Annotated in this window: 26 protein-coding genes and 1 pseudogene; 9 read left to right on the top strand and 18 right to left on the bottom strand. The window is 62.5% G+C overall.

Annotation, left to right across the window (positions count from 1 at the left end):
* Nucleotides 1-55: 55 nt before the first annotated feature.
* From ACVWVY_RS31560 to ACVWVY_RS31580, 5 genes are all read right to left on the bottom strand, one after another.
* A complete protein-coding gene (locus tag ACVWVY_RS31560) occupies nucleotides 56-1,690 on the bottom strand; it encodes a class I adenylate-forming enzyme family protein (protein ID WP_456630039.1) in 1,635 nt (544 codons plus the stop codon).
* An 11-nt stretch (nucleotides 1,691-1,701) separates the two neighbouring features.
* The gene (gene panB / locus ACVWVY_RS31565) at nucleotides 1,702-2,523 is read right to left on the bottom strand and encodes a 3-methyl-2-oxobutanoate hydroxymethyltransferase (RefSeq protein WP_456630040.1); all 822 of its coding nucleotides are present in this window, start codon (nucleotides 2,521-2,523) and stop codon (nucleotides 1,702-1,704) included.
* Nucleotide 2,524: 1 nt separating this feature from the next.
* Nucleotides 2,525-3,109 carry an NnrU family protein gene (locus ACVWVY_RS31570; protein WP_456630041.1) on the bottom strand — a complete coding sequence of 195 codons (585 nt, stop codon included), beginning with the start codon at nucleotides 3,107-3,109 and terminating at the stop codon, nucleotides 2,525-2,527.
* Between the two features lie 85 nt (nucleotides 3,110-3,194).
* A complete protein-coding gene (locus ACVWVY_RS31575; protein WP_456630042.1) occupies nucleotides 3,195-3,797 on the bottom strand; it encodes a hypothetical protein in 603 nt (200 codons plus the stop codon).
* Between the two features lie 207 nt (nucleotides 3,798-4,004).
* Nucleotides 4,005-5,624 carry a peptide chain release factor 3 gene (locus ACVWVY_RS31580; RefSeq protein WP_456630043.1) on the bottom strand — a complete coding sequence of 540 codons (1,620 nt, stop codon included), beginning with the start codon at nucleotides 5,622-5,624 and terminating at the stop codon, nucleotides 4,005-4,007.
* A 158-nt stretch (nucleotides 5,625-5,782) separates the two neighbouring features.
* On the opposite strand from ACVWVY_RS31580, the gene sugE reads away from it, so the two are divergent.
* On the top strand, nucleotides 5,783-6,097 hold the full coding sequence (gene sugE, locus ACVWVY_RS31585; RefSeq protein ID WP_456630044.1) for a quaternary ammonium compound efflux SMR transporter SugE: 315 nt from the start codon (nucleotides 5,783-5,785) through the stop codon (nucleotides 6,095-6,097).
* On the opposite strand, the gene ACVWVY_RS31590 is transcribed toward sugE, so the two are convergent.
* From ACVWVY_RS31590 to ACVWVY_RS31620, 7 genes and pseudogenes are all read right to left on the bottom strand, one after another.
* Complete coding sequence (locus ACVWVY_RS31590) at nucleotides 6,098-7,102, bottom strand: anion permease (RefSeq protein ID WP_456630045.1); 1,005 nt, start codon at nucleotides 7,100-7,102, stop codon at nucleotides 6,098-6,100.
* Nucleotides 7,103-7,116: 14 nt separating this feature from the next.
* Nucleotides 7,117-7,761 (bottom strand): DUF47 domain-containing protein, encoded by a 645-nt coding sequence (locus ACVWVY_RS31595; protein ID WP_456632356.1) that lies wholly within the window; start codon nucleotides 7,759-7,761, stop codon nucleotides 7,117-7,119.
* A gap of 152 nt (nucleotides 7,762-7,913) precedes the next feature.
* Complete coding sequence (locus ACVWVY_RS31600; protein WP_456630046.1) at nucleotides 7,914-8,882, bottom strand: branched-chain amino acid ABC transporter permease; 969 nt, start codon at nucleotides 8,880-8,882, stop codon at nucleotides 7,914-7,916.
* Nucleotide 8,883: 1 nt separating this feature from the next.
* Nucleotides 8,884-9,823, bottom strand: a pseudogene (locus tag ACVWVY_RS31605) (branched-chain amino acid ABC transporter permease).
* Between the two features lie 89 nt (nucleotides 9,824-9,912).
* On the bottom strand, nucleotides 9,913-11,133 hold the full coding sequence (locus ACVWVY_RS31610; protein WP_456630047.1) for an ABC transporter substrate-binding protein: 1,221 nt from the start codon (nucleotides 11,131-11,133) through the stop codon (nucleotides 9,913-9,915).
* A 38-nt stretch (nucleotides 11,134-11,171) separates the two neighbouring features.
* Nucleotides 11,172-11,915 carry an ABC transporter ATP-binding protein gene (locus ACVWVY_RS31615; protein WP_456630048.1) on the bottom strand — a complete coding sequence of 248 codons (744 nt, stop codon included), beginning with the start codon at nucleotides 11,913-11,915 and terminating at the stop codon, nucleotides 11,172-11,174.
* Nucleotides 11,908-12,663, bottom strand: a complete 756-nt coding sequence (locus ACVWVY_RS31620) for an ABC transporter ATP-binding protein (RefSeq protein WP_212418534.1) — start codon at nucleotides 12,661-12,663, stop codon at nucleotides 11,908-11,910. Before ACVWVY_RS31620 ends, ACVWVY_RS31615 begins: the two co-directional genes overlap by 8 nt.
* Before the next feature lie 366 nt (nucleotides 12,664-13,029).
* Between ACVWVY_RS31620 and ACVWVY_RS31625 the strand changes: the two genes are divergently transcribed.
* Nucleotides 13,030-13,632: a PAS domain-containing protein gene (locus ACVWVY_RS31625; RefSeq protein WP_456630049.1), complete on the top strand. Its 603-nt coding sequence runs from the start codon at nucleotides 13,030-13,032 to the stop codon at nucleotides 13,630-13,632.
* Nucleotides 13,633-13,638: 6 nt separating this feature from the next.
* The gene (locus tag ACVWVY_RS31630; RefSeq protein ID WP_456630050.1) at nucleotides 13,639-14,259 is read left to right on the top strand and encodes a hypothetical protein; all 621 of its coding nucleotides are present in this window, start codon (nucleotides 13,639-13,641) and stop codon (nucleotides 14,257-14,259) included.
* On the opposite strand, the gene ACVWVY_RS31635 is transcribed toward ACVWVY_RS31630, so the two are convergent.
* On the bottom strand, nucleotides 14,243-14,623 hold the full coding sequence (locus ACVWVY_RS31635; protein WP_456630051.1) for an ArsC family reductase: 381 nt from the start codon (nucleotides 14,621-14,623) through the stop codon (nucleotides 14,243-14,245). The genes ACVWVY_RS31630 and ACVWVY_RS31635 overlap by 17 nt on opposite strands.
* A gap of 28 nt (nucleotides 14,624-14,651) precedes the next feature.
* Entirely contained in the window at nucleotides 14,652-15,971 is a 1,320-nt protein-coding gene (locus tag ACVWVY_RS31640; RefSeq protein WP_456630052.1) for a dicarboxylate/amino acid:cation symporter, read from the bottom strand.
* 183 nt (nucleotides 15,972-16,154) lie between these two features.
* On the opposite strand from ACVWVY_RS31640, the gene ACVWVY_RS31645 reads away from it, so the two are divergent.
* Both ACVWVY_RS31645 and ACVWVY_RS31650 read left to right on the top strand, forming a co-directional pair.
* The gene (locus tag ACVWVY_RS31645; protein ID WP_456630053.1) at nucleotides 16,155-16,313 is read left to right on the top strand and encodes a DUF5993 family protein; all 159 of its coding nucleotides are present in this window, start codon (nucleotides 16,155-16,157) and stop codon (nucleotides 16,311-16,313) included.
* A gap of 7 nt (nucleotides 16,314-16,320) precedes the next feature.
* On the top strand, nucleotides 16,321-16,878 hold the full coding sequence (locus tag ACVWVY_RS31650; protein WP_456630054.1) for a disulfide bond formation protein B: 558 nt from the start codon (nucleotides 16,321-16,323) through the stop codon (nucleotides 16,876-16,878).
* Here the strand turns inward: ACVWVY_RS31650 and ACVWVY_RS31655 are convergent.
* Entirely contained in the window at nucleotides 16,875-17,579 is a 705-nt protein-coding gene (locus ACVWVY_RS31655) for a glutathione S-transferase family protein (protein ID WP_456630055.1), read from the bottom strand. The genes ACVWVY_RS31650 and ACVWVY_RS31655 overlap by 4 nt on opposite strands.
* Nucleotides 17,580-17,657: 78 nt before the next feature.
* Here ACVWVY_RS31655 and ACVWVY_RS31660 point away from each other — a divergent pair, with 78 nt between their 5' ends.
* Together ACVWVY_RS31660 and ACVWVY_RS31665 are read left to right on the top strand one after the other, a co-directional pair.
* The gene (locus ACVWVY_RS31660; RefSeq protein WP_456630056.1) at nucleotides 17,658-18,530 is read left to right on the top strand and encodes an SDR family oxidoreductase; all 873 of its coding nucleotides are present in this window, start codon (nucleotides 17,658-17,660) and stop codon (nucleotides 18,528-18,530) included.
* Nucleotides 18,531-18,541: 11 nt separating this feature from the next.
* Nucleotides 18,542-19,177, top strand: a complete 636-nt coding sequence (locus ACVWVY_RS31665) for an HAD-IA family hydrolase (protein ID WP_456630057.1) — start codon at nucleotides 18,542-18,544, stop codon at nucleotides 19,175-19,177.
* A 43-nt stretch (nucleotides 19,178-19,220) separates the two neighbouring features.
* Here the strand turns inward: ACVWVY_RS31665 and thpR are convergent, their stop codons facing one another.
* The 3 genes from thpR to ACVWVY_RS31680 form a co-directional block, all read right to left on the bottom strand.
* On the bottom strand, nucleotides 19,221-19,763 hold the full coding sequence (gene thpR / locus ACVWVY_RS31670; RefSeq protein ID WP_456630058.1) for an RNA 2',3'-cyclic phosphodiesterase: 543 nt from the start codon (nucleotides 19,761-19,763) through the stop codon (nucleotides 19,221-19,223).
* Nucleotides 19,764-19,842: 79 nt separating this feature from the next.
* A complete protein-coding gene (locus tag ACVWVY_RS31675; RefSeq protein ID WP_456630059.1) occupies nucleotides 19,843-21,564 on the bottom strand; it encodes a dihydroxy-acid dehydratase domain-containing protein in 1,722 nt (573 codons plus the stop codon).
* 79 nt (nucleotides 21,565-21,643) lie between these two features.
* Nucleotides 21,644-21,994: a Lin0512 family protein gene (locus tag ACVWVY_RS31680; RefSeq protein WP_214490882.1), complete on the bottom strand. Its 351-nt coding sequence runs from the start codon at nucleotides 21,992-21,994 to the stop codon at nucleotides 21,644-21,646.
* Between ACVWVY_RS31680 and ACVWVY_RS31685 the strand changes: the two genes are divergently transcribed.
* Both ACVWVY_RS31685 and ACVWVY_RS31690 read left to right on the top strand, forming a co-directional pair.
* Nucleotides 21,960-22,235, top strand: a complete 276-nt coding sequence (locus ACVWVY_RS31685) for a hypothetical protein (protein ID WP_456632500.1) — start codon at nucleotides 21,960-21,962, stop codon at nucleotides 22,233-22,235. The two genes, ACVWVY_RS31680 and ACVWVY_RS31685, sit on opposite strands and share 35 nt — an antisense overlap.
* A gap of 161 nt (nucleotides 22,236-22,396) precedes the next feature.
* Nucleotides 22,397-22,834 carry a VOC family protein gene (locus ACVWVY_RS31690; protein WP_456630060.1) on the top strand — a complete coding sequence of 146 codons (438 nt, stop codon included), beginning with the start codon at nucleotides 22,397-22,399 and terminating at the stop codon, nucleotides 22,832-22,834.
* Nucleotides 22,835-22,844: the final 10 nt, after the last annotated feature.

Genomic DNA, 22,844 nt, shown 5'->3' on the forward strand with positions numbered 1-22,844 from the left:
CGCATCCCGACTCTGTCGTTGTCGATCGACACCATCCTAAACTGCCTCGATAGCTTCAGCGGCCAGTCTCAGCCTGCTCTCGCGCTGCGGACGAAACCGCCAGCATGAAAGCCTCGCGGAGCTGCCGTTTCATCACCTTGCCGTTGGCGTTGCGCGGCAGCGGGTCGATCCGCACATCCATGGTTTCCGGCACCTTGTAGTCGGACAGCCGTTCGGCGCACCAGGCGCGCAGCACTTCGGCTCCGACCGCGTTGCGGGTCACCACGACGGCATGGACGCGCTCGCCCAGCACCGGGCACGGCTTGGCGATGATCGCGCTCTCGACCACGTCAGGATGGCCAGAAAGCACCGACTCGACTTCCGCAGAATAGATCTTCAGTCCGCCGCGGTTGATCATGTCCTTCTGGCGATCGAATACGCGGACGAAATTCTCGGCGTCGATCGCGCCGAGATCGCCGGAATGCCAGAAGCCGGCCGTAAAACTCTCCGCTGTCGCTTTCGGATTGTTCCAGTAGCCCCTGATGACGGATCCACTGTGAATCCAGATTTCGCCGATCTCGCCGCGCGGCAGCTCGCGGCCGTTGGCATCCATCACGACGATCTGCGCGCCCGGACAGGGCAGACCGACGCTGTCGATATGGCTGGCGGTCAGTTCGCCGGGCATCATGGTCGACGGCGAGGTAGTCTCGGTCGCGCCGTAGCAGTTCATCAGCTTCAGTCCGGGAATCTTGGCGTCGAGCTTCTCGATCGTGGCGATCGGCATCGGCGCGCCGCCAAAACCGCCGATCCGCCAACTCGACAGATCGTAGCTGTCAAAATCCGGCTGCAGCAGGCAGAGATTATACATCGCCGGCACCATCACGGTGTAGGTGACACGCTCGCGCGCCGCCATCTTCAGATATTCGGCCGCCTTGAACTCCGTCATGATGATCAGCGCGCCGCCGCAGCGGACCATGGTCATGATGTTGGCGACCACGCCGGTGACGTGCCCGAGCGGCACCGCGGCAATCGATCGATCGGCCTCGGTCAACTTCAGGCACGACACGAACACCATCGCCGAATGGATGATGTTGCAATGGGCGAGCATCGCACCTTTGGGTCGCCCTGTCGTGCCCGAGGTGTAGAGGATCATGGCGGTGTCTTCTTCGCCGACATCGACCGGCGCCGCCAGCGGCGCATGATCGGCCAGATCCGAAAAGCGCGAGAGTTTCGGATCATCGTCGACGGCGATGCGGTGCGTCACATCGGGAATGTCGCCTGCATCGGGCAAGCGATCGGCCAGCGCCGCCTCGTGGATCAGCAGCCGCGCGCCGCAATCGGTGAGCACGTAGGCGATCTCGGGCTTTTGCTGGCGGGTCGAAAGCAGCACGGTCACCAGCCCGGCATGGGCGGCGCCCAGCATCGTCAGCACGAATTCGATCCGGTTGCCGAGCAGCACCGCGACGCGGTCGCCGCGCTTGAGGCCGAGCTTTTGAAATCCCGCAGCGATCTGCGCCGATTGCTGCGCGACCTCGCGCCAGGTCATTCGCTTGTCACCGCAGACCAGCGCCTCGCCATCGCGGTTTCGTGCCACGGCTTCGGCTACCATTACCGGGATGCTTTTGGGCCGCTCGCAAAAAGCCGGAACGATACGGTCGCCGAAGCGAGGCTCCAGCCGCATTGGCGGAATGGCGTGCTGCGACCAGTCCATGGCGTGCCTCGTCAGCTCTTTTTCATTTCGTAGACGTGCTCGGGCCCCGGGAAAGCGCGCGAGCGTACGTCGCTGGCGTAGCCCTGGATCGCCGCTTCGATCGCGGGGCCGAGATCGCCGTAGCGGCGAACGAATTTCGGCGTCCGCGGCGACAGGCCCAGCATGTCCTCCAGCACCAGCACCTGCCCGTCGCAGGCTGAGCTGGCGCCGATGCCGATGGTCGGAATGGCGATGGTCTGCGTGATCTTTCGCGCCAGCGGCTCGGCGACCGCCTCGACCACGACCGAGAAGGCTCCGGCGTCCGAAATCGCCTGGGCATCCCGCAGGATCGGGTCCCAACTGCCCTCGTCGCGGCCCTGCGCGCGAAACGAACCGAGCGTGTTGATCGATTGCGGCGTCAATCCGATGTGGCCCATGACCGGCACGCCGCGCTCGGACAGGAACGCGACGGTTTCAGCCATCCGCGCGCCGCCTTCGAGCTTCACCGCGCCGCAATGGGTTTCCTTCAATATCCGCACCGCGGAATGAAATGCCTGCTCCTTCGAGGCCTCATAGGAGCCGAACGGCATATCCACCACGACCAGGGCGTGCTGCGAGCCGCGCATCACGGCGTGTCCCTGCAGGATCATCATGTCGAGCGTCACCGGCACGGTGGTCTCGAAACCGTGCATGACATTGCCGAGGGAATCGCCGACCAGAATGACGTCGCAGTGGCGATCCACCAGGGCTGCGGTATGCGCGTGATAGGACGTCAGCATGACGATCGGCTCGCCGTTCTTGCGCGCGCGAATATCCGGCGCAGTCTTGCGCTTGATGGCCGACTGAACCGACATGCTAGGCTCCAACCACGGGGACGCCGATCACGACCGGGTGGAACGCGAACGCCAGCGCCAGATAGGCGACGAGACCGACCGCGATCGCGATCAGGTCGTTGCCGGGCCCACCGACAGGGATCGGCGGCGCGCCGGCGTCGGAACGGTGTTTCAGGGAAATGCGGTCGTACACCGCCCAGGCGAGAAACGAGCCGAACAGGATGATCGAGCCGAGATCGCCATTGGCCAGCAGATGCGCCGCAGCCCACAGCTTGATGCCCGTCAGCATCGGATGCTTTAGCGTCGTATAGATCCGGCCCCGGATGTAGGAAGCAACCACCATGATGACCGCGGGCAGCATCAGGGCCACCGTGATGTGCTTGAGCGCCGTCGGCGGGTTCCAGACGTCGATCCAGCCCGTCGCGCGATATTTCGCAAAACCCCAGATGATCAGGGCAAGGCCGGCGAACGAGGCTAGCGCATAGCCGATCTTGTAACCGCCCTCGCCCGTCGCGGCGATGACCTGCGCGCGCAGCTTGCGCTGGATGGTGAGCGTGTGGACGCCGAAGAACAGGATCAGGCCCAGGATCATCACCAGCAGTCCCATATGTCCCTCCCGCTGCGCGGCTGGTTTGCTGATTATTCGCGTATCATTTTAGGGGCTTGGAGCGCAATGCGCCACGCGGCCGCCGTCACGGCTTCTCCGCCTGCTTTCCCAGATCGCGGTTGTCGACATAGCGGATCGCGATCGGCCGCCCGGCGAGCGCGCCGCCCAATCCGGCCGTGAATTTGAGCGGCATGCAGGCCGTGAGCGATGTGTTGATCGCGTTCAGATAGGTGGTGCGGGTGTCGGCCGGGACGCCTGCTGTGGCATACGTCACCTGCGGCGTGGCGATGATCTCGCCCGTTTTCTTGAAACTGAAGCGGACCGACATCTGCATGCCCTCGCGCGAGGTGTCGGCCGGCGGCGGGGCCCAGCAGGACCGCAGTGCCGCAAACAGGTCGCCGATGGTATCTAGGTCGTGGTCGGGCTTGCGGTATTTTTCCGCCTGGTCCTGCGGCGGCACGCTTTGGATCGTGAGCTGCAGGTTCTGGCCGTACGGATAGAAAATTTCGGGGATGCACGGGCCGTGGTTGAACACGCTGCAGAACGTCGGCGTGCACGGCTCGAGGTCGAACACGCTACAGGGCGCATGCGCAAACGGCGTAGCATCGATCTGACGCCGGTGCTGGGCAGTGGCGGAGCCCAACCCCGCTATCATCACGATCAGGAAGACAATCAAGCGACGGGACATACGCCGGTCCCTCGGGTTACGGTCTAACCAACTTGACGTCCGCTTTAGCCGGTATCAAGGCAGGCCACGTTCACTTCCCCGCGTTCATGGCGGATCGTTCCGTGATCCGTCAGAAACGGCTGTGGTCTAAGGAGAGGCCGCGGCGTACTGGGTCCCCCGCCTTCGCGGAGGACGACAGCGGAGGTTGGCGCAGAAGCGCGGGCCGCCTTAGGCCTTCTTCTTCACGTCCTTGACGTTGGAAAAATTGATCCCCTCGGCCCGTTCGCGGGTATAGCCGAGATAGAACTCGTTCTTGGCCATGAACACCGGATCGCCGTCGACGTCATCGGCGATGCCGGAGCCGTTGGCGGCGATGAAGGCTTCCAGCTTCTTGCGATCGTCGGACGAAACCCAGCGCGCCAACTGGAATTCAGAAACCTCGAATTCCACCGGCAGCGAATATTCGGCATCGAGGCGTGCTTTCAGCACGTCGAGCTGCAACGGACCGACGACGCCGACCAGCGCCGGCGCGCCGTCGCGCGGCCGGAACACCTGCACCACGCCCTCTTCCGACATCTGCTGCAGGGCTTCCTTCAGCTTCTTCGCCTTCATCGCGTCCGTCAGACGCACGCGGCGGACGATTTCCGGCGCGAAACTGGGAACGCCGACGAAGGTGATGTCTTCGCCCTCGGTCAGCGTATCGCCGATCCTTAAAGTACCGTGGTTGGGAATGCCGACAACGTCGCCGGCGAACGCCTCATCAGCCACCGAGCGGTCCTGGGCGAAGAAGAATTGCGGGCTGGACAGGCTCATATTCTTCCCGGTCCGCACCAGTTTAGCCTTCATGCCGCGGCTGAGCTTGCCGGAACAAAGCCGCGCAAATGCGATGCGGTCGCGGTGGTTCGGATCCATGTTGGCCTGGATCTTGAACACGAACGCGCTCATGCGCGGCTCGGCCGCTTCGACCTTGCGCAGGTTCGAATCCTGCGCGCGCGGCGCCGGCGCAAACTTGCCAAGACCTTCCAGCAGGTCGCCGACGCCGAAATTGCGCAGCGCGCTGCCGAAATAGACCGGCGTCAGATGACCCTCGCGAAACGCCTCCAGCTCGAACGGCTTGCAGGCTTCAGAGACCAGCGCGAGCTCGTCCTTGATCTCGGCGACATCGAGACTGGCGTTGCGGCCGGCGAGATCGGCGATGTCGATCTGCTCGGTCGCGCCGGTCTTGGCCCCGCCGCCTTCAAGCAGCCGCACGCCGCCATTGACGACGTCATAGGTACCGAGGAAATCGCGCCCCCGGCCAACCGGCCAGGTCATCGGCGTGGTATCCAGCGCCAGCGTCTTTTCGATCTCGTCCAGCAGATCGAACGTGTCGCGGCTCTCGCGGTCCATCTTGTTGATGAAGGTGATGATCGGAATGTCGCGCAGCCGGCACACCTCGAAGAGCTTCCGGGTACGCGCCTCGATGCCCTTGGCGGCGTCGATCACCATGACGGCAGAATCGACTGCCGTGAGCGTGCGATAGGTGTCCTCGGAAAAGTCCTCGTGGCCCGGCGTGTCCAGCAGGTTGAACACCAGGCCTTCGAACTCGAACGTCATCACCGAGGTCACGACCGAGATGCCGCGCTCGCGCTCGATCTTCATCCAGTCGGAACGGGTATTGCGCCGCTCGCCCTTGGCCTTGACCTGCCCTGCCAGATTGATGGCGCCGCCGAACAGCAGCAGCTTCTCGGTTAGCGTGGTCTTGCCGGCGTCCGGGTGCGAAATGATGGCAAACGTTCGCCGCCGCGCCACTTCATCTGCAAGCGGCGACCGGGACGGCGATTCGGCTGTAACAGCAATGTCGGACATGAGGCTCGAGCGTTTGGCAGGGAAAACGGGCGCGATCAAGGGCGATTTGGCGATTGTGCAGCCCGGGGGCAAGCCCCATATCCAGCGCGGAAGGACGACCTTCCCATCAGTCCATCATCCGCGGGGACGACCCTGCCTGTGTAAGTGGAGGGTCTGTCATGGCTTGGGCTGTATTGTTTGCCGCAGGTCTACTGGAGATCGGCTGGGCCATCGGTCTGAAGTACACCGAGGGCTTTACACGGCTTGTACCTTCGGTACTGACGCTCGCGGCCATGGCCGGAAGCATCGTTTTGCTCGGACTGGCGCTGAAAACGCTGCCGATCGGGACGGCCTACGCGGTATGGACCGGTATCGGCGCGGTCGGAACCGCGATCCTTGGCATCGCATTGTTCGGTGAACCCGCCACCGCCGCGCGTCTCGCCAGCATCGGGCTGATCGTGGCCGGCATTGTCGGCCTCAAACTTGTCACCTGATCAGCGCAGCAGTACCGCCGCCCAATAGGTCAGCGCCGCCACGATCGCGGAAGCCGGAATGGTGATGACCCAGGCGTAGACGATCGAACTCGCCACGTTCCAGCGGACCGCCGAGACCCGGCGGGCCGCGCCGACGCCTACGATCGCGCCGGTAATGGTGTGGGTGGTGGAGACGGGAACCCCGAGATAGGTCGCCATAAAGAGCGTCGCCGCCCCGCCGGTTTCGGCGCAAAATCCCTGCATCGGCGTCAGCTTGGTGATCCGCAATCCCATGGTGCGAACGATCCGCCAGCCCCCCATCAGCGTGCCGAGGCCCATCGCGGCCTGACACGCCAGCACCACCCAGAACGGGATATTGAAGTCGCTGCCGATGTGGCCCTGCGAGTACAGCAGCACCGCGATGATGCCCATGGTCTTCTGCGCGTCGTTGCCGCCATGGCCGAGCGAATAGAGCGATGCCGACACGAATTGCAGGATCCGAAACGCACGATCGACCGCGAACGGCGTCGAGCGCACCGAGGCCCAGGACACGATCGCGACCAGGACCAGCGCCAGCAGGAAGCCTACCAGCGGCGACAGCACGATCGCCAGCAGCGTCTTGGACAGGCCGGTCCAGACCGCCGCCGAAATCCCGGCCTTCGCCATGCCCGCGCCGACCAGCCCGCCGATCAGCGCGTGCGAGCTGGACGAGGGAATCCCGAGCGCCCAGGTGATCAGGTTCCAGACGATGGCGCCCACCAGCGCCGCGAAGATCACGGTGGCATCGACCACGCTCGGCTCGATGATGCCGGTGCCGATGGTATTGGCGACGTGAAGCCCGAACACCAGGAAGGCGATGAAATTGAAGAAAGCGGCCCAGATCACCGCATATTGCGGGCGCAGCACACGGGTCGACACGATCGTTGCGATCGAATTGGCGGCGTCGTGCAGCCCGTTGAGGAAGTCGAACAGCAGCGCGACCGCGATCAAGAAGACCAGAACCGGAAGACCGAGGGTGGCATCCACGTGATGGCCCCGCCCTATACCTGTTCGATCACGATCGAGTTGATCTCATTGGCGACGTCGTCGAAGCGGTCGGACACTTTCTCAAGATGCTTGTAGATCTCGGCCCCCACCACGAAATCCATCGTGTTGCCGCTGCGATGCTTGAGAAACAGCTCCTTCAACCCGATGTCGTGGAGATCGTCGATGCGGCCCTCCAGCTTTCCGATCTCCTCGGTAATGGCGGACAGCATCGCAACGTTGTTTCCGATCGATTGCATCAGCGGCAGCGCGCGGCCGACCAGATTGGCGCACTCGACCAGCAACGTCCCGATCTCGCGCATCGGCGGCTCGAACGTGCGGACCTCGAACAGCACCACCGCCTTCGCGGTCTGCTGCATCTGATCGATCGCATCGTCCATCGCCGTGATCAGGTTCTTGATGTCGCCGCGGTCGAACGGGGTGATGAAAGTGCGCCGGACCGCCGTCAGCACCTCGCGGGTAATGCCGTCGGCGTCATTCTCGAACTGGTTGACGCGCTGGCAGAACACCGGCGTTTCGTCGCCGCCCCGCAGCATGTCCTGCAGCGCCAGCGCCCCCTGCACGACCGTCTGGGCATGCCGATCAAAAAGATCAAAAAATCGCTCCTCTTTCGGCAAAAAGGCACGAAACCAGCGCATCAGCATTGGTCAAAATCCATTGTTCTGGAGGCCGTCTGACAGCCCGTCACAGGGTTGTCATAGACCATTCGCGGGCAAAGCGCGCGACGGCAGGCCCCGGGAACCGGGTCATCCACCGCTTTGTGGCACCGAAAAATGTGCCAAAACCGGCAGTTTTACAGCGATCTCCGGAAATAATGCGCGATCTCGCCGATCACGCCGCGGCGGAAGGTCAGCACGCAGGCGACGAAGATGACGCCCTGGATCACCGTCACCCACTGCCCGAACCCGGCCAGATATTGCTGCATGGCGATGATGACGAAGGCGCCAACGACCGGGCCAAAGACGGTGCCGAGGCCGCCGACCAGCGTCATCAGCACGATTTCTCCCGACATCGTCCAGTGCACGTCGGTGAGCGAGGCATTCTGCGCCACGAACACCTTCAGCGAACCGGCAAAGCCCGCAAGCGTCCCGGACAGAATAAAGGCAAGAAGCTTGTACTGGTCGGTCTTGTAGCCCAGCGAGATCGCACGCGGCTCGTTCTCGCGGATCGCCTTCAGCACCTCGCCGAACGGCGAGTTGATGGTGCGGTAGATCAAGAGGAAGCCGCCAAGGAAACCGGCCAGCACGACGTAGTAGAGCACCGTGGGCTTGGCGAGATTGAATATCCCGAACAGGTAGCCCTGCGGAATGCCCTGGATGCCGTCTTCACCATGGGTGAACGGGGCCTGCAGGTAGATGAAGTACAGGAGCTGCGACAGCGCCAGCGTGATCATCGAGAAGTAGATGCCCTGCCGGCGGATCGAGATGAAGCCGGTGACGACCGAAAGCGCGGCAGCGCCGGCGACGCCCACCACAATTCCGATTTCCGGCGACACGCCCCACACCTTGAGCGCATGCGCCGTGCAATAGCCCGCTGTGCCTAAGAACATCGCGTGGCCGAATGACAGCAGGCCGCCATAGCCGATCAGAAGATTGAAGGCGCAGGCGAGCAGCGCAAAGCACAGGGCCTGCATCACGAAGAACGGGTAGATGCCGGTCAGCGGCACCAGCCCCAGCAGCACCGCCATCGCCGCAAACACGATCATCTCGTCGCGCATCGCGCGCGGCGTTGCCGGCAGTGTGTCGTCAGTCAATGCGCTCATGTCAGGCCGCCCGTCCGGTCAGTCCCGCTGGCTTCACCAGCAACACCAGCACCATCAGGACAAACACCACGGTGTTGGAAGCCTCGGGATAAAAATACTTGGTCAGTCCTTCGATCACGCCAAGTGCAAATCCGGTGATGATCGATCCCATGATCGATCCCATGCCGCCGATCACCACCACCGCGAACACGACGATGATCAGGTCGGCGCCCATCAGTGGCCGCACCTGGTTGATCGGGGCCGACAACACGCCGGCCAATGCCGCCAGACCGACGCCGAGCCCGTAGGTCAGCGTGATCATGCGCGGCACATTGATGCCGAATGCGCGCACCAGCGTCGGATTTTCGGTGGCGGCGCGCAGGTTGGCGCCAAGCCGCGTCTTTTCGATCAGGTACCAGGTCGCGATGCACACCACGAGCGAGAAGATGACCACCCAGCCACGATAGACCGGCAGGAACATGAAGCCGAGATTCATGCCGCCCTGCAGGCCGCGCCACTCGCCGATCTGCGGGTAGTCGGGAATCGCATAGGGCAGCCCGGACGAGCCGAAATAGTTCTGGAATACGCCCTGCACGATCAGGGCGATGCCGAAGGTCAGCAACAGGCCATAGAGGTGGTCGAGGCCGGCGAGCCATTGCAGCATGGTCCGCTCCAGGATCATGCCGAAGATGCCGACCACGATGGGCGCGATCAGCAGCGCCCACCAATATCCGATGCCGGTGAGGCTCAAAAGGAAGTACGCGCAAAACGCGCCCATCATGTAGAGCGCGCCATGGGCGAAAAAGGAAGTACGCGCAAAACGCGCCCATCATGTAGAGCGCGCCATGGGCGAAATTGATGATGTTGAGCATGCCGAAGATCACGGCGAGCCCGAGACTGAGCAGCGCGTAGAACGATCCGTTGATCAGTCCCACCAAGAGCTGGGCGTAAAGAGCTTGCATCGGTTTCGCACTCAATCTCGTTTAGGACACGGAATCGCGTGGTGACGCGAAGGTGTGCCCGCCGGCACCTGGCCGGCGGGCAATCGCATTTACTTCTTTACCAGCGAACAGGCGCTTTCCGAAAGCGGCCGGAAGGCCTGGTCGGCCGGGGTGGTGCCGATCAGCTTGTAGTAGTCCCACGGCCCCTTGGATTCGGAGGGCTTCTTGACCTCGAACAGGTAGGCCGGATGAATCTTGCGGCCGTCGGCGCGGATCGAGCCCTTGCCGAACAGCTTGTCGTCAGTCGGCAGTTCCTTCATTTTGGCGACAACCTTGGCGCCGTCATGCGGATTGCCGCCCATCGCCTCGAGCGACTTGAAATAATGCAGCAGGCCCGAATACACACCGGCCTGTACCATCGAGGGCATCGCCTTGTTCTTCATGCGCTCGGAGAAGCGCTTGGAGAACGCGCGGGTATCGTCATTCTGATCCCAGTAGAAGGTCTCGGTGAAGCTGAGACCCTGCGCCACCTTCAGGCCGAGCGAATGCACGTCGGTGATGAACAGCAGAAGACCGGCCAGCTTCTGGCCGCCGGCGACGATGCCGAATTCGGATGCCTGCTTGATGGTGTTGGTGGTGTCGCCGCCGGCGTTCGCCATGCCGACGATCTTGGCCTTGGAGGCCTGCGCCTGCAGCAGGAACGAGGAGAAGTCCGACGAATTCAGCGGATGCTTGACGGTGCCGATAACCTTGCCGCCCGACTTCACCACGACCGCCGTGGTATCGCGCTCCAGCGCGTGACCGAACGCGTAGTCCGCGGTCAGGAAGTACCAGGTGTCGCCGCCGGCCTTCACCAGCGCCTGCCCGGTCGAATTGGCGAGCATGTAGGTGTCATAGACCCAGTGAACCGTGTTCGGCGTGCACTGGGCATTGGTGAGGTCCGACGTCGCCGCGCCGGTATTGATCATGATGGAGTTTTTTTCCTTCACCAGGTTGTTGACCGCCAGCGCGACGCCGGAGTTCAGCACGTCCATGAAGATGTCGACCTTCTCGACGTCGACCCACTGCCGCGCGATGGTCGTGGCGATGTCGGGCTTGTTCTGGTGGTCGGCGGAGATCAAGTCGAGCTTCCAGCCTTTGGCCGCCAGCCCGGAATCTTCGATCGCCATCTGCGCCGCCAGCGTCGAGCCGGCGCCGCCGAGGTCGGAGTAGAGTCCGGAATTGTCGGTGAGCACGCCGATCTTGACGGTCTTGTCCTGCGCCAGGGCGCCGCCGCCTGCGGCAAGCGCCAAGGCCGTGCCGAGGAAAAGAGCTGAAATCCGATGTTTCATAGTATCTCCATTAATCCAGTGTGCAGCCGTAATACCGATTAAACGCCGAGATAGGTGTGGAGCTTGTCCATGTTGGCCGACAGCTCCGAATTCGCAAAACCGTCGATGACCTTGCCGTGCTCGACGATGTAGTAGCGGTCGGCAACCGTCGAGGCGAAGCGGAAATTCTGCTCGACCAGCAGGATGGTGAAGCCTTCCGACTTCAGCCGCGCGATGGTGTGGCCGATCTGCTGGATGATGACGGGCGCCAGCCCCTCGGTCGGCTCGTCCAGCATCAGGAAGCGCGCGCCGGTGCGCAGGATTCTGGCGATCGCGAGCATCTGCTGCTCGCCGCCCGAAAGTTTTGTACCTTGGCTGCTCAGACGTTCCTTGAGGTTCGGAAAGAGATCAAAAATCTGGTCGAGCGACAGGCCGCCAGCGCGCACGATTGGCGGCAGCAGCAGGTTTTCGCGCACGTCGAGGCTTGCGAAGATGCCCCGCTCCTCGGGACAGAACGCGATGCCCTGGCGTGCGATCTTGTCGGATGAGGCGCGCGTGATGTCCTGACCGTTGAAACGGATCGAACCGGTACGCTTGCCGATAATTCCCATCACCGACTTCAGCGTCGTGGTCTTGCCGGCGCCGTTGCGGCCGAGCAGCGTGACCACCTCGCCGGCCTTCACATTGAAGTTGATACCGTGAAGGATGTGGGATTCGCCGTACCAGGCCTGCAGGTCGGAAACGGAAAGAATTTCCGCGCCCGCCGGTTTGGCGGCGGCTTCGGCCATTTTCAACTCAGGCATGACCGGCCCCCAAATAGGCTTCCTTGACGCGCTCGTCCTTGGACAGTTCGGCATAATTGCCTTCGGCCAGCACCTGCCCGCGGGTCAGCACCGTGATGATATCGGACAGGTTGGCAACCACGGAGAGATTATGTTCGACCATCAGGATGGTGTACTTCGCCGAGATGCGCTTGATCAGCGCCGCGATCTTGTCGATGTCCTCGTGGCCCATGCCCGCCATCGGCTCGTCGAGCAGCATCATCTCAGGGTCGAGCGCCAGCGTCGTCGCGATCTCGAGCGCGCGCTTGCGGCCGTAGGGCATTTCGACCGCCGGCGTGTTGGCAAACTCGCTCAGGCCCACATCGTTGAGAAGCTCATGCGCACGGCCGTTGAAGCGGTCGAGCACGCTTTTGGAGCGCCAGAAATCGAATGAGCTGCCGTGCTGGCGCTGCAGGGCGACGCGGACGTTTTCCAGCGCCGTCAGGTGCGGAAACACCGCAGAAATCTGGAACGAACGCACCAGTCCGAGGCGGGCCACATCGGCCGGCGCCATCGCGGTGATGTCCTGTCCCTTGTACAGGATCTGGCCTGCCGACGGCCTCAAGAACTTGGTCAGCAGGTTGAAGCACGTCGTCTTGCCGGCGCCGTTCGGCCCGATCAACGCATGGATGCTACCGCGACGGACCTTCAGAGCAACGTCGCGAACGGCGAAGAAACCCGCGAACTCCTTGGTCAATCCGTGGGTTTCGAGAATGAACTCATCAGCCAAACAAATTTCCCCCATCAGCCATCACCGCGAAGCCCCTCGCGCGTGGCCAATTTTTCCCTATTCGGGCAGGCTCCTACCGGACGTCCTGGAATCCGTCCAAACCTGCCGCCTCCGGCCGGAATATGCCGTCAATGGCGGGGATTAGGCAAGGTGGAAAGCTGACGCAGGAAAAGCACAAGCGTCGGTTCCGATGCGCCATAAGTCGAATGGTGCAGTCCCGGTTCGGCCGGTCACCCCTGCGCTTCAGCCGGTGGACCCTGCCGGCAAGCCGCCGTTAACGGTGTTTTGCTGCAATCGGGCCTTTTCACACAATATTTCCGCCTCAGGCGCATCATCACGCGATTTAGAGAGCCAGGAATTGCCGCCTTGGAATTTCAAAGCGCCCAACCATCGATCGTCAAATCGATCAAGCAGCGCGACCTGCTCAATAACTGGCTGCGGCTATACGCCCCCGAACAGTCGATACCGCGCATGTCGGAATACCAGCCGGCGCGGATCGAGGACGAACTTCCCGACCTGGTAATCTACACCGTCGATACCAGCACGCAGCTGCCGCGCCTGACCATCCAGAGCGATGGCACGCGAATGTCGACGGCTTATGGGAATACCGGCAAGGGCCGCTATCTCGACGAGTATCTCGGCGCAAGGATCGCTCCGGTCGTGATGCCGATCTATTATGAATGCATCGCGCGCCGCCTTCCCGCCTATACCATCGCCAATATCGATGACATCTACGGACGAATCGTCGCCTATGAGCGGCTGTTGCTGCCGTTCTCCGATGACGGCAGCATTACGCACATCATCGCTTCGCTAAAGACCATCAGTGAGGACGGCGGCTTCGAGATCAAGAACCTGATGCGCGGAAACGACAAGCTGCCGGTGCCGAAGCTGCGCACCATCATCGACCGCGATCTCTTCCATCGCGCGCCGGGTCGCATTCCGTCCGGCGACGTCCTGGAATTCGGTTAGGCCGCCATGGAATTCGCGGGTGCGGATCCCTCGGTAGTCAAATCGATCAGGCAGCGCTACCTCCTGAACGAATGGTTGCGCGCGGCCGGCAAGCGGCAGCCCATGCCTCTGCTCCGGGATTTTCACCTCGATCGCATCGACGACGAGATGGTCGACATGATGGGATATGACGTTGTCGGCGAGGGCGACGGCGCACGTTTCCTGATTACGCATCAAGGCGCCAGGCTCGCCACCACCTACGGCAACGAGCGCATCGATCCCGCCGAACGGCCGCGCTTTCTCGACGAAAAAGTCGGGCCCGAGCGCTATGCCAACGTTGTCGAGCTTTATCGCGCGTGCCTTCGGCACAAGCGGCCGGCTTATTCGACCTCGACGGTGCAGGATGCCGACGGCAAGGAGGTGTCCTATGAACGGCTGCTGATGCCGTTTGGCAGCGGCGAGGCCGTCCAACAGATCATAGGCTCCTTCAAGTGCATTAGCATTGAAGGCGGCTTCAAGATCAGCAACCTCATGGGCCTGAGGCCGAAAGCCGAGCCCGAGATTCTGGTCAGAGCGATCATCGATCGCGCTTTCGTGCCGGCTCGCGCGGGCCAGCATTCCGCCGACGAAGTTATCGACCTCGACTAGGCCTAGCGTTGGCCGGCACTTCCTTGCCGTAAACTTCCGGCTTGAACCCGACCAGCAATTTGCCGCCGAGATCGAGCACCGGGCGCTTGATCATCGAGGGCTGCGCCAGCATCAGCGCCAGCGCCTTGCGTTCGTTCAGGCCTTCCTTGTCGCCGTCCGGCAGCTTCTTGAATGTCGTGCCCGCGCGGTTGAGCAGCGTTTCCCAGCCCACTTCGTCGGACCATTGCTTGAGTTTGTCCTTGGCGACCCCGGCAAGCTTGTAATCGTGAAAGTCGTAAGCCACGCCGGCATCGTCGAGCCAGGCGCGCGCCTTCTTCATGGTGTCACAGTTCTTGATGCCATAGATGGTGATGGGTTTTGTCATTCCGTCCGCCAAATTGATCCGTTACCGTTTACGCCGCACCCGGCTCGAGCGCTTCACCCAGTTCGATCGGATTCGCCATCGTCTCGTGCAGCTTGTCCTTGTCAAGTTCGCCTTCCGAGCGGCTGATGACGATGCAGGCGACGCCGTTACCGATCAGATTGGTCAGCGCCCGGCATTCGCTCATGAACTTGTCGATGCCGACTAGAATCGCGATCGACTGGATCGGTATATCAGGCACGATCGAAAGCGTCGCCGCCAGCGTGATGAAGCCCGCCCCCGTGACGCCCGAGGCGCCCTTTGAAGTGATGATGGCGATACCGAGCACACCGAGTTCCTGCCAGATCGTCAGGTGCGTGTTAGTCGCCTGCGCCAGGAACAGCGTCGCCAGCGTCATGTAGATATTGGTGCCGTCGAGATTGAAGCTGTAGCCGGTCGGAACGACAAGGCCGACCACCGAGCGCGATGCGCCGAGATACTCCATCTTTTGCATCAGCTGTGGCAGAACGGTTTCCGACGACGAGGTTCCGAGCACGATCAATAGCTCGTCCTTGATAAAAAGGATGAAGCGAATGATCGAGAAGCCCGAGAGCCGCGCGATCGAACCAAGAACGATCAACACGAACAGAATACTGGTCAGATAGAAGGTCGCGATCAGCGCGAACAGATTCCACAGCGAATTGAGGCCGTAGGCGCCGACGGTGAAAGCCATCGCGCCGAAGGCTCCTATCGGCGCAATGCGCACGATCATGCGAATGATGCGAAAGAACATCTTCGCGGCCTGATCCACGGCATGGGAGATCGGCTCACCGGCCTTGCCCAGCAATGCGATGGCAAAGCCTGACAGGATCGACACCAGCAGGACCTGCAGCAGGTCGCCGCGGGCGAGCGCGCCGAAATAGCTGTCGGGAATGATCGCAAGCAGATGCGCGATGATGCCCTCTTCCTTCGCCTTGGTAACATAAGTCGCAACCGAATTCGGATCGATCGTCGCCGGGTCGATGTTGAAGCCACGGCCGGGCTGTAGGACTTCGCCGACGATGAGACCGACCGCCAGCGCCACCGTCGAGACAACTTCGAAATAGATCAGGGCCTTCAGTCCGACGCGGCCGACGCGCTTCAGATCGCCCATCGATGAAATGCCGTGCACCACCGTGCAGAAGATCACCGGCGCAATCATCATCTTGATCAGGGCGATGAAGCCGTCGCCGAGCGGCTTCAGCTCCTTGCCGAAATCGGGAAAGAAGCGACCCACCAGGACGCCAAGCGCGATTGCGATCAGGACCTGAATATAGAGGATTTTGTACCAGGGCTGATGATGCGCGGCGGGACGGACGGTTTCGGTAGCCATGGGATTTCTCCGGGCGGGAGGATCAGCATGGAATAGAGCGAGACGGCATGACAATCACATTCATGTGGCAGATGCCGTCAGTCTATATGCGTCGTCGATCTTGCCGCGAGCAGACCGAATTTTTGCAGAGCCCGCCAGCGAATCTATCATAGACTGGCGCGTCACTCGCCTCGGGGACGACCGATGGAATTCACCATTCTGTTTCTGGCCACGGCCATCGTGGTGCTGATCGCCTGGCGCGGTCAGCGTCCACTGGCGCTTGGACTGTTTGGGGCCGTCCTGATCGCGTGCGTCGCGACCTATCTGCACCATGCGACCGATACGCTGAAACTGTCGTTCTGAGCCACGCATGACCCAGACGCGCGCCATCACCCTGAATGCACTCAGCCTTTATGCGGTGGCAATGGTGCTGGCGGCGGCCTTCGCGGCGCAGTTCATCCTTCATGAGCTGCCCTGCCCGCTCTGCCTGCTGCAGCGCATCCTGTTCGCGGCGCTGGCCGTCGGGCCGATCCTCAATATCCGCTTCGGCCCACGCCCCAGCCACTATGCGATGTCGCTGCTGGCAGCGGTCGCAGGCGCGGTAGCGTCGACCCGGCAGGTGCTGCTGCACATCATGCCCGGCGACGCCGGCTATGGTTCGGCGCTGCTCGGCTATCACTACTATACGTGGGCGCTGCTCGGCTTCATCACAGCCATCGTCCTGCTTGCCGCGATCCTGCTGTTCGACCGCCAGTTCGAGGAAGACAAAGCCGTGCTGCCGGCCACCGGCGGCCCCTTCGCGCAGATCGCGGTGTGGCTCGTGATCGCGCTCACGGCCGCGAACGTGGTGACGACGCTGCTGGAATGCGGCTTCGGCGCTTGCGCCGACAACCCCCTCGTCTACGATCTGCTCAAGCGCGCGGCTTAAGGTCGCTTCGGTATATCGAGCCCACGCTGCACCGCCGGCCGGGCGAGCCCGCGTTCCAGCCATGCCGGCACCTGCTTCAGCGTATCGAAAGCGACGAGGTCGCGGGCACCGTAGAAACCGATCAGGTTGCGCACCCAGCCGAGCATGGAAATGTCGGCGATGGTGTACTCATCGTCCATGATCCATTGCCGGCCGGCGAGGCGCGTCTCCACCACGTCGAGCAGGCGTTTGGATTCGGCGACGTAGCGTTCGAGCGGCCGCTTGTCGGCATACTCCTTGCCGGCGAATTTGTGGAAAAAGCCGACCTGCCCGAACATCGGTCCGATCCCGCCCATCTGAAAGTGCAGCCACTGGATGGCCTGGTATCGCCGCGCCGGATCGGCCGGCAGAAGCTTGCCGGTCTTGTCCGCAAGATATTGCAGGATCGCCCCGGACTCGAACAGCGGCAGCGGCTTGCCGCCGGGCCCGTCCGGATCGAGGATGGCCGGGATCTTGCCGTTCGGATTCAGCGAGAGGAATTCCGGCGTCTTCTGGTCGTCCTTGTTGAAGTCGACGAGATGCACCTCGTAGGGCAGTCCGATCTCTTCCAGCATGATCGAGACCTTGACGCCGTTCGGCGTCGGCAACGAATAGAGCTGAAGGCGGTCGGGATGTTTGGCGGGCCAGCGTTTGGTGATCGGGAAAGCGGAGAGATCGGACATCAGAACTCGTTTTGCATGGTTGTTGTTGCGCGGCTAATGTACGGTTGATGCCGCATATAACAAGGGTCCGCGCCGTTCATGACCGATCAACCGTCTCCGGCGAAGCTCGGCCTGACTGATGAAGAGCTTGCTGCCCACCCGACCATGTTCGCGGCCGATGCACTGAAGGACCAGGTCGTCGTCGTAACGGGCGGCGCCGGCGGCATCGGGCGGGCGATCACCTGGCTGTTCGCGCGGCTGGGCGCGCATGTCGCCGTGGTCGGGCGCGATGGAGCCAAGCTCGATGCGCTCGCCGCCCAACTGGCGGGCCGCGGTCTCAAGGCATCCGCGTACGTCGCCGATATCCGGGAGCCCGATACAGTCAATCTTCTGTTCGACACGATCTGGGCCGCGCATGGCCGCCTCGACAGCCTTATCAACAGCGCCGGCGGACAGTTTCCGCAAGCTGCGATCGATTTTTCGGTGAAGGGCTGGAACGCCGTCATCAACACCAATCTGAATGGCACCTGGTACATGATGCAGGCCGCCGCGCAACGCTGGCGCGACCACAAGCATCCCGGCAGCATCGTCAACATCGTGGTCGTGACGACGCACGGCCTCTACGGCATCGCCCACACCATCGCGGCACGATCCGGCGTGATCGGGCTTTCGCGCGCCGTCGCCGTCGAATGGGCGCCTTTGAACATCCGGGTCAATTGCGTAGCACCGGGCGCGATTGAAACCGAAGGCTGGAACGTCTATGCGCCGGAAGCCCGTGCCGCCTACCCGCGCTCGAACCCGATGATGCGCGTGGGCTCACCTTGGGATGTAGCGGAGGCCAGCGTCTTCCTCGCCGGACCATCCGCGAAATTCGTGACCGGTGAAACGCTGACAGTAGACGGCGGCGGCCAGCTCTGGGGCGAGACCTGGACCACGGGCAAGCCGGCGTATTTCGGCGGCGACGACAAGTGACGCCTCTCCCCATGCCCCGCTATCGCCTTGCCATTTTCGACTTTGACGGCACGCTGGCCGACTCCCTCGATTGGTTTCGCACTTCCTTTCACGACGTGATTGCGCGGTTCGATCTCACGCCCGTCACCGCCGAAGAGCTCGAACAAATGCGCGGCCTGTCCGCACGCGAAATCATGGCGCGGCTCAACGTATCCATGTGGCAATTGCCGGCCATCGTCAGCGACATGCGCAAGCGCAAGCTCGCGGCGGCAAGCGAAACATCGCTATTCGCCGGCATCCCGGCGATGCTTTCCGACCTGCAACGCCTCGGCATCAAGACCGCCATCGTCAGTTCCGACAGCGAAGCATCCGTCCGGCTGGTGCTCGGGCCGACCGCCGCCCGGATCACCCGCTTTGACTGCGGCGCCGCGGTGTTCGGCAAGCACTGGAAATTTCGACGTGTCGCACGAAGGCTTGGCGCGAAGCCTTCGGAGACGATCTGCATCGGTGACGAGATTCGCGACATCGAAGCCGCGAAAGCGGCCAGCATGGATTCGGGCGCGGTGGCCTGGGGCTACGCCCTCCCCGCCGCGCTGCAGGCGGCCGGACCGACGCACCTGTTCAATTCCGTTGAAGAGATGACGCAGCGGCTTGCCAGGGCGGAATAGCGCAGCCGAATGCTTCCACGCGATCTTCCTGTGCCAATTCCCGTCATGCCCGCAACGGCCAGCGTCCGAGATAAGCGTGGCCCTTCATGCTTCGGATGAGCACGAACTCCGTCACGGTCCAGAGGATCGGCTGAATCGGATGCTCGTCGGCACTGCGCGCGTCGTACAGGAGCGTGACGTGCGGGGTAAAATTGGTGTTCGCCGGCCGTCTCAACCCGCTTCGCGTCAGCGCGGCGCCGAGCATTTGGCGAAATGCCTCCAACCGGCGCAATCCACTCGCGCCGATCAGGACAAACGGACGATTGCCCGGCCTGCCGCGAAAGCTCGCGGTGCGGTCGAACGAAACCTCGAACGGCTCGGTCCGCAGTTCCGTGGCAGCCTCGCAAGCAGCGCGAACATGGCGATCCGCCATGCCGCCGAGAAAGAACAGCGAAATGTGCAGGCGCTCCGGTGCGATGAGTTTGCCGTCGAATTTATGGGCGCGTTTGAGCACCCCCGCCAGCCGGTGAATTCGCTCGGCCGTGCCCGCGTCAGGAACGGCTGCGAGAAATAAGCGGGCACCACTACAGCTTGCAAATTTGTCCATGATAGACTAGAACAAATCATGAACATAAGGTTGTAGCAAGCCTAGAATGCAACTGCCATTTTCGTAGACTCGCCCTGCTTCACAACACGCATCCGTAGTGCGCAGACGACACCAGCCGGATGTACTTGTCGTGCACCGATCCCGGCCGCACCGCGGACACCGAAGCCGGTGCGCGCCAGTCGGCCATGCGGCGGGTAATCTCTTCCGCTGGCACTTCGAGATTTACGGTGCGGACGCCGGGATCGATCACGATTGTATCGCCGTCGCGCACCGCGGCGATCGGGCCGCCGCGCGCGGCTTCCGGCGAGACGTGGCCAATCAGGATGCCGTGCGACACGCCGGAAAAACGGCCGTCGGTGATCAGCGCGACGTCTTCGCCAAGGCCCCGCCCCTGTAGCTGGATCGTCAGCATCACCATTTCGGGCATGCCGGGTCCGCCGACCGGGCCGACATTGCGCACCACGATCACGTTGCCCGAAACGATTTCGCCGGCGCGGATCGCGGCCATCGTGTCGGCTTCGGACTCGAATACGCGGGCGGTGCCACGGAACTGACCCTTCTCAAGCGCCTTGCCCGACAGCTTGAGCAAACAGCTCTCCGGCGCGAGGTTACCCTTCAGGACGCTGATGTGATTGTTCGCCGGTGCGATCGGTTTCGACACCGGGAAAACGATCTCCTGCGGCGGCATCTGTTCCAGCGTCGGCACATCGGTGAGATTTTCCGCCAGCGTCTTGCCGGTCACCGTCATGACGTCGCCATGCAGAAGGCCCGCGCGAAGCAGCTCCTTCATCACAATCGGCACGCCGCCGATCGCATGCAGGCTGCCCATCGCGAACGGGCCATGCGGCTGCAGGTTGGCCAATAGCGGGACGCGCTCGCCGACCTCCTGGATGCGCTCGATCGTGATCGGCACCTGCGCCTCGCGCGCGACCGCGAGCAGATGCAGAAACATGTTGGTCGAACCGCCCATCGCATAGACGGTCGTGATCGCATTCTCGAACGCCCGCTCGGTCATGATGTCGCGTGGCCGGATGCCGGCCTCCATCAGTCGGTACAGGGCATCGACCGAGGCCCGTGCCTGCGCGCGGACGTCGGCGTGGATGTCGCTGCCGGCGTCGTAGTCGGCGGGATGCGAGGCGCCGCGCGGCAGCATCATGCCGATCGATTCCGCGATCGTGCTCATGGTGTTGGCCGTGAACATCGCGCCGCAGGTGCCGCTGCCCGGCATCACATTGCGCTCGACTTCCAAAAGCTCCTCGCCGGAGAGGCGGCCGGACTCGTTGGCGGCGCGGGCTTCGGCGTAATCGAGGATCGTGATGTTGTTGCCCTTGCTGGCCCATGCCCCGAACGAGACACGGCCCGGCGTGCCGGTGCCGGGATAGAGCACGAGCCCGAAGGCATTGGTGCGCGCCAGCGGCATCAGCGCGGCCGCGCCTGTTTTGTCGCAGCCGGAAATCACGATCATGGCATCGCCGTGATGCGCGTAGTGGCCGATCTCGAAGCAGTCGGCGACGGTGTCGCGGGAGGCAAGGCTATAGCCCGCCGTCGGCGTGCCCTGCGTCAGGGCATCCGACACTGCCGGCGCGCCGACGATCAGCCCCTGCCCGCCGCGCTCCGCCAGGATCTCGACCAACAAATCGGTGATGGCGCGCACGCGGTTGTTGCAGCGATGGGCATTGGTGTAGGCGCTGGCAATCGTCACCACCGCATTGGTCTGGGCCGCGCGGTCCGGATCGAATCCGGCGGCGCGCAGCTCGACCCGCCCTCGCTTCCAGTAAATGCTGCTGTCTTCCGTCGTCATGGGGTGCTCCAGGTCTTCTGGTTGGTCGCGGACTGGGCGTCCGGCCTGATTGGCACTAAACGAATTTAGCCGGCCTGGTTTAGCCGGTCTTGCCGTCGTCGAAACTCACAATCACGGCGGCGTTCGCGATGATGATGGAATCGCTTCCGCTCTCGGCAGGCACCTCCAGCCCGCCTTTGACCGCCGTCACGTTCACCGTGCCGTACGGCAGTTCCTTGGCAACGGCCGCAGTGTCGACCCCGCTCGGGTCCGGCACCGCGACGGTGACCTCGACGAACATGTCGTTGGCGGTCTTCCCCAGCATCCGAAAGAAGCCGAGGCTGGAATGGCGGATGGCGTCGGAGACGGCGCGCTTGGCAGCCTTGGTGGCATCGCGTCCGTGAACGTCGACGCCCATGCCCATCTCAGTGATACAGCGCACGCGTGCCATTGGGTTTCCTCTTGTCGTTGGCGTGTGGCAACTATTTGGCGAAAGCCTGCTTTCTCAATCGTCGCTTGCGGCCTCGGCGTCAAGTCATGGCGCAGCAACCGACGCAGGCGTGCAAATGCATCGTGCGCTCGCCGACAGCGAATTCCTTTTTGTCGCCCTCATATGGCTGGTCAAACCTGGTTGGCTCGACATCGCCGAACGCAAGTCATCGGGCCGCGCCTTGCGCAACCCCTTGGGTTAAAAAAAGAAGCAGACCCCTGTCGGACTCCGGCCCCCTCGTTCGTCTTCCAGACGAGATGGCCAATAATCCCCGTTAATCTGCCTGTCGATCTCGCCCCCGCCTCGGGACAAAGCACGAAATACACCTAATTCTTCTGAACCCAGCCCATAAGGACATCCGTCATGACTTCCATCACGCCGTTCCTCTGGTTCGATAACAACGTCCCCGATGCTGTCGCCTTCTACAAATCGATTTTTCCCAATGCCAAGGTCGAAACTGTCAACGACTTCATGGCGAGCTTCGAACTCGAGGGGCAGAAGTTCAACGCCCTCAATGGCGGCCCGAAGTATAAGTTCAACGAGGCGATCTCGTTCTTCGTCAGCGTCGAGACCCAGGAAGAAGTGGACTATTTCTGGAACAGACTGACCGCCGACGGCGGCGAGGAATCGCAATGCGGGTGGCTGAAGGACAAGTTCGGCCTGTCCTGGCAGGTTGTGCCCACGGCCCTCGGCCGTTACCTGAGCGATCCCGATCGCAAAAAGGCCGACCGCGCCATGCAGGCCATGATGAAGATGCAAAAGATCGTTATCGCCGACCTCGACAAGGCATATGCCGGCTGATCCCCGAAAA

It is taken from the genome of Bradyrhizobium sp. URHC0002, assembly GCF_054059515.1.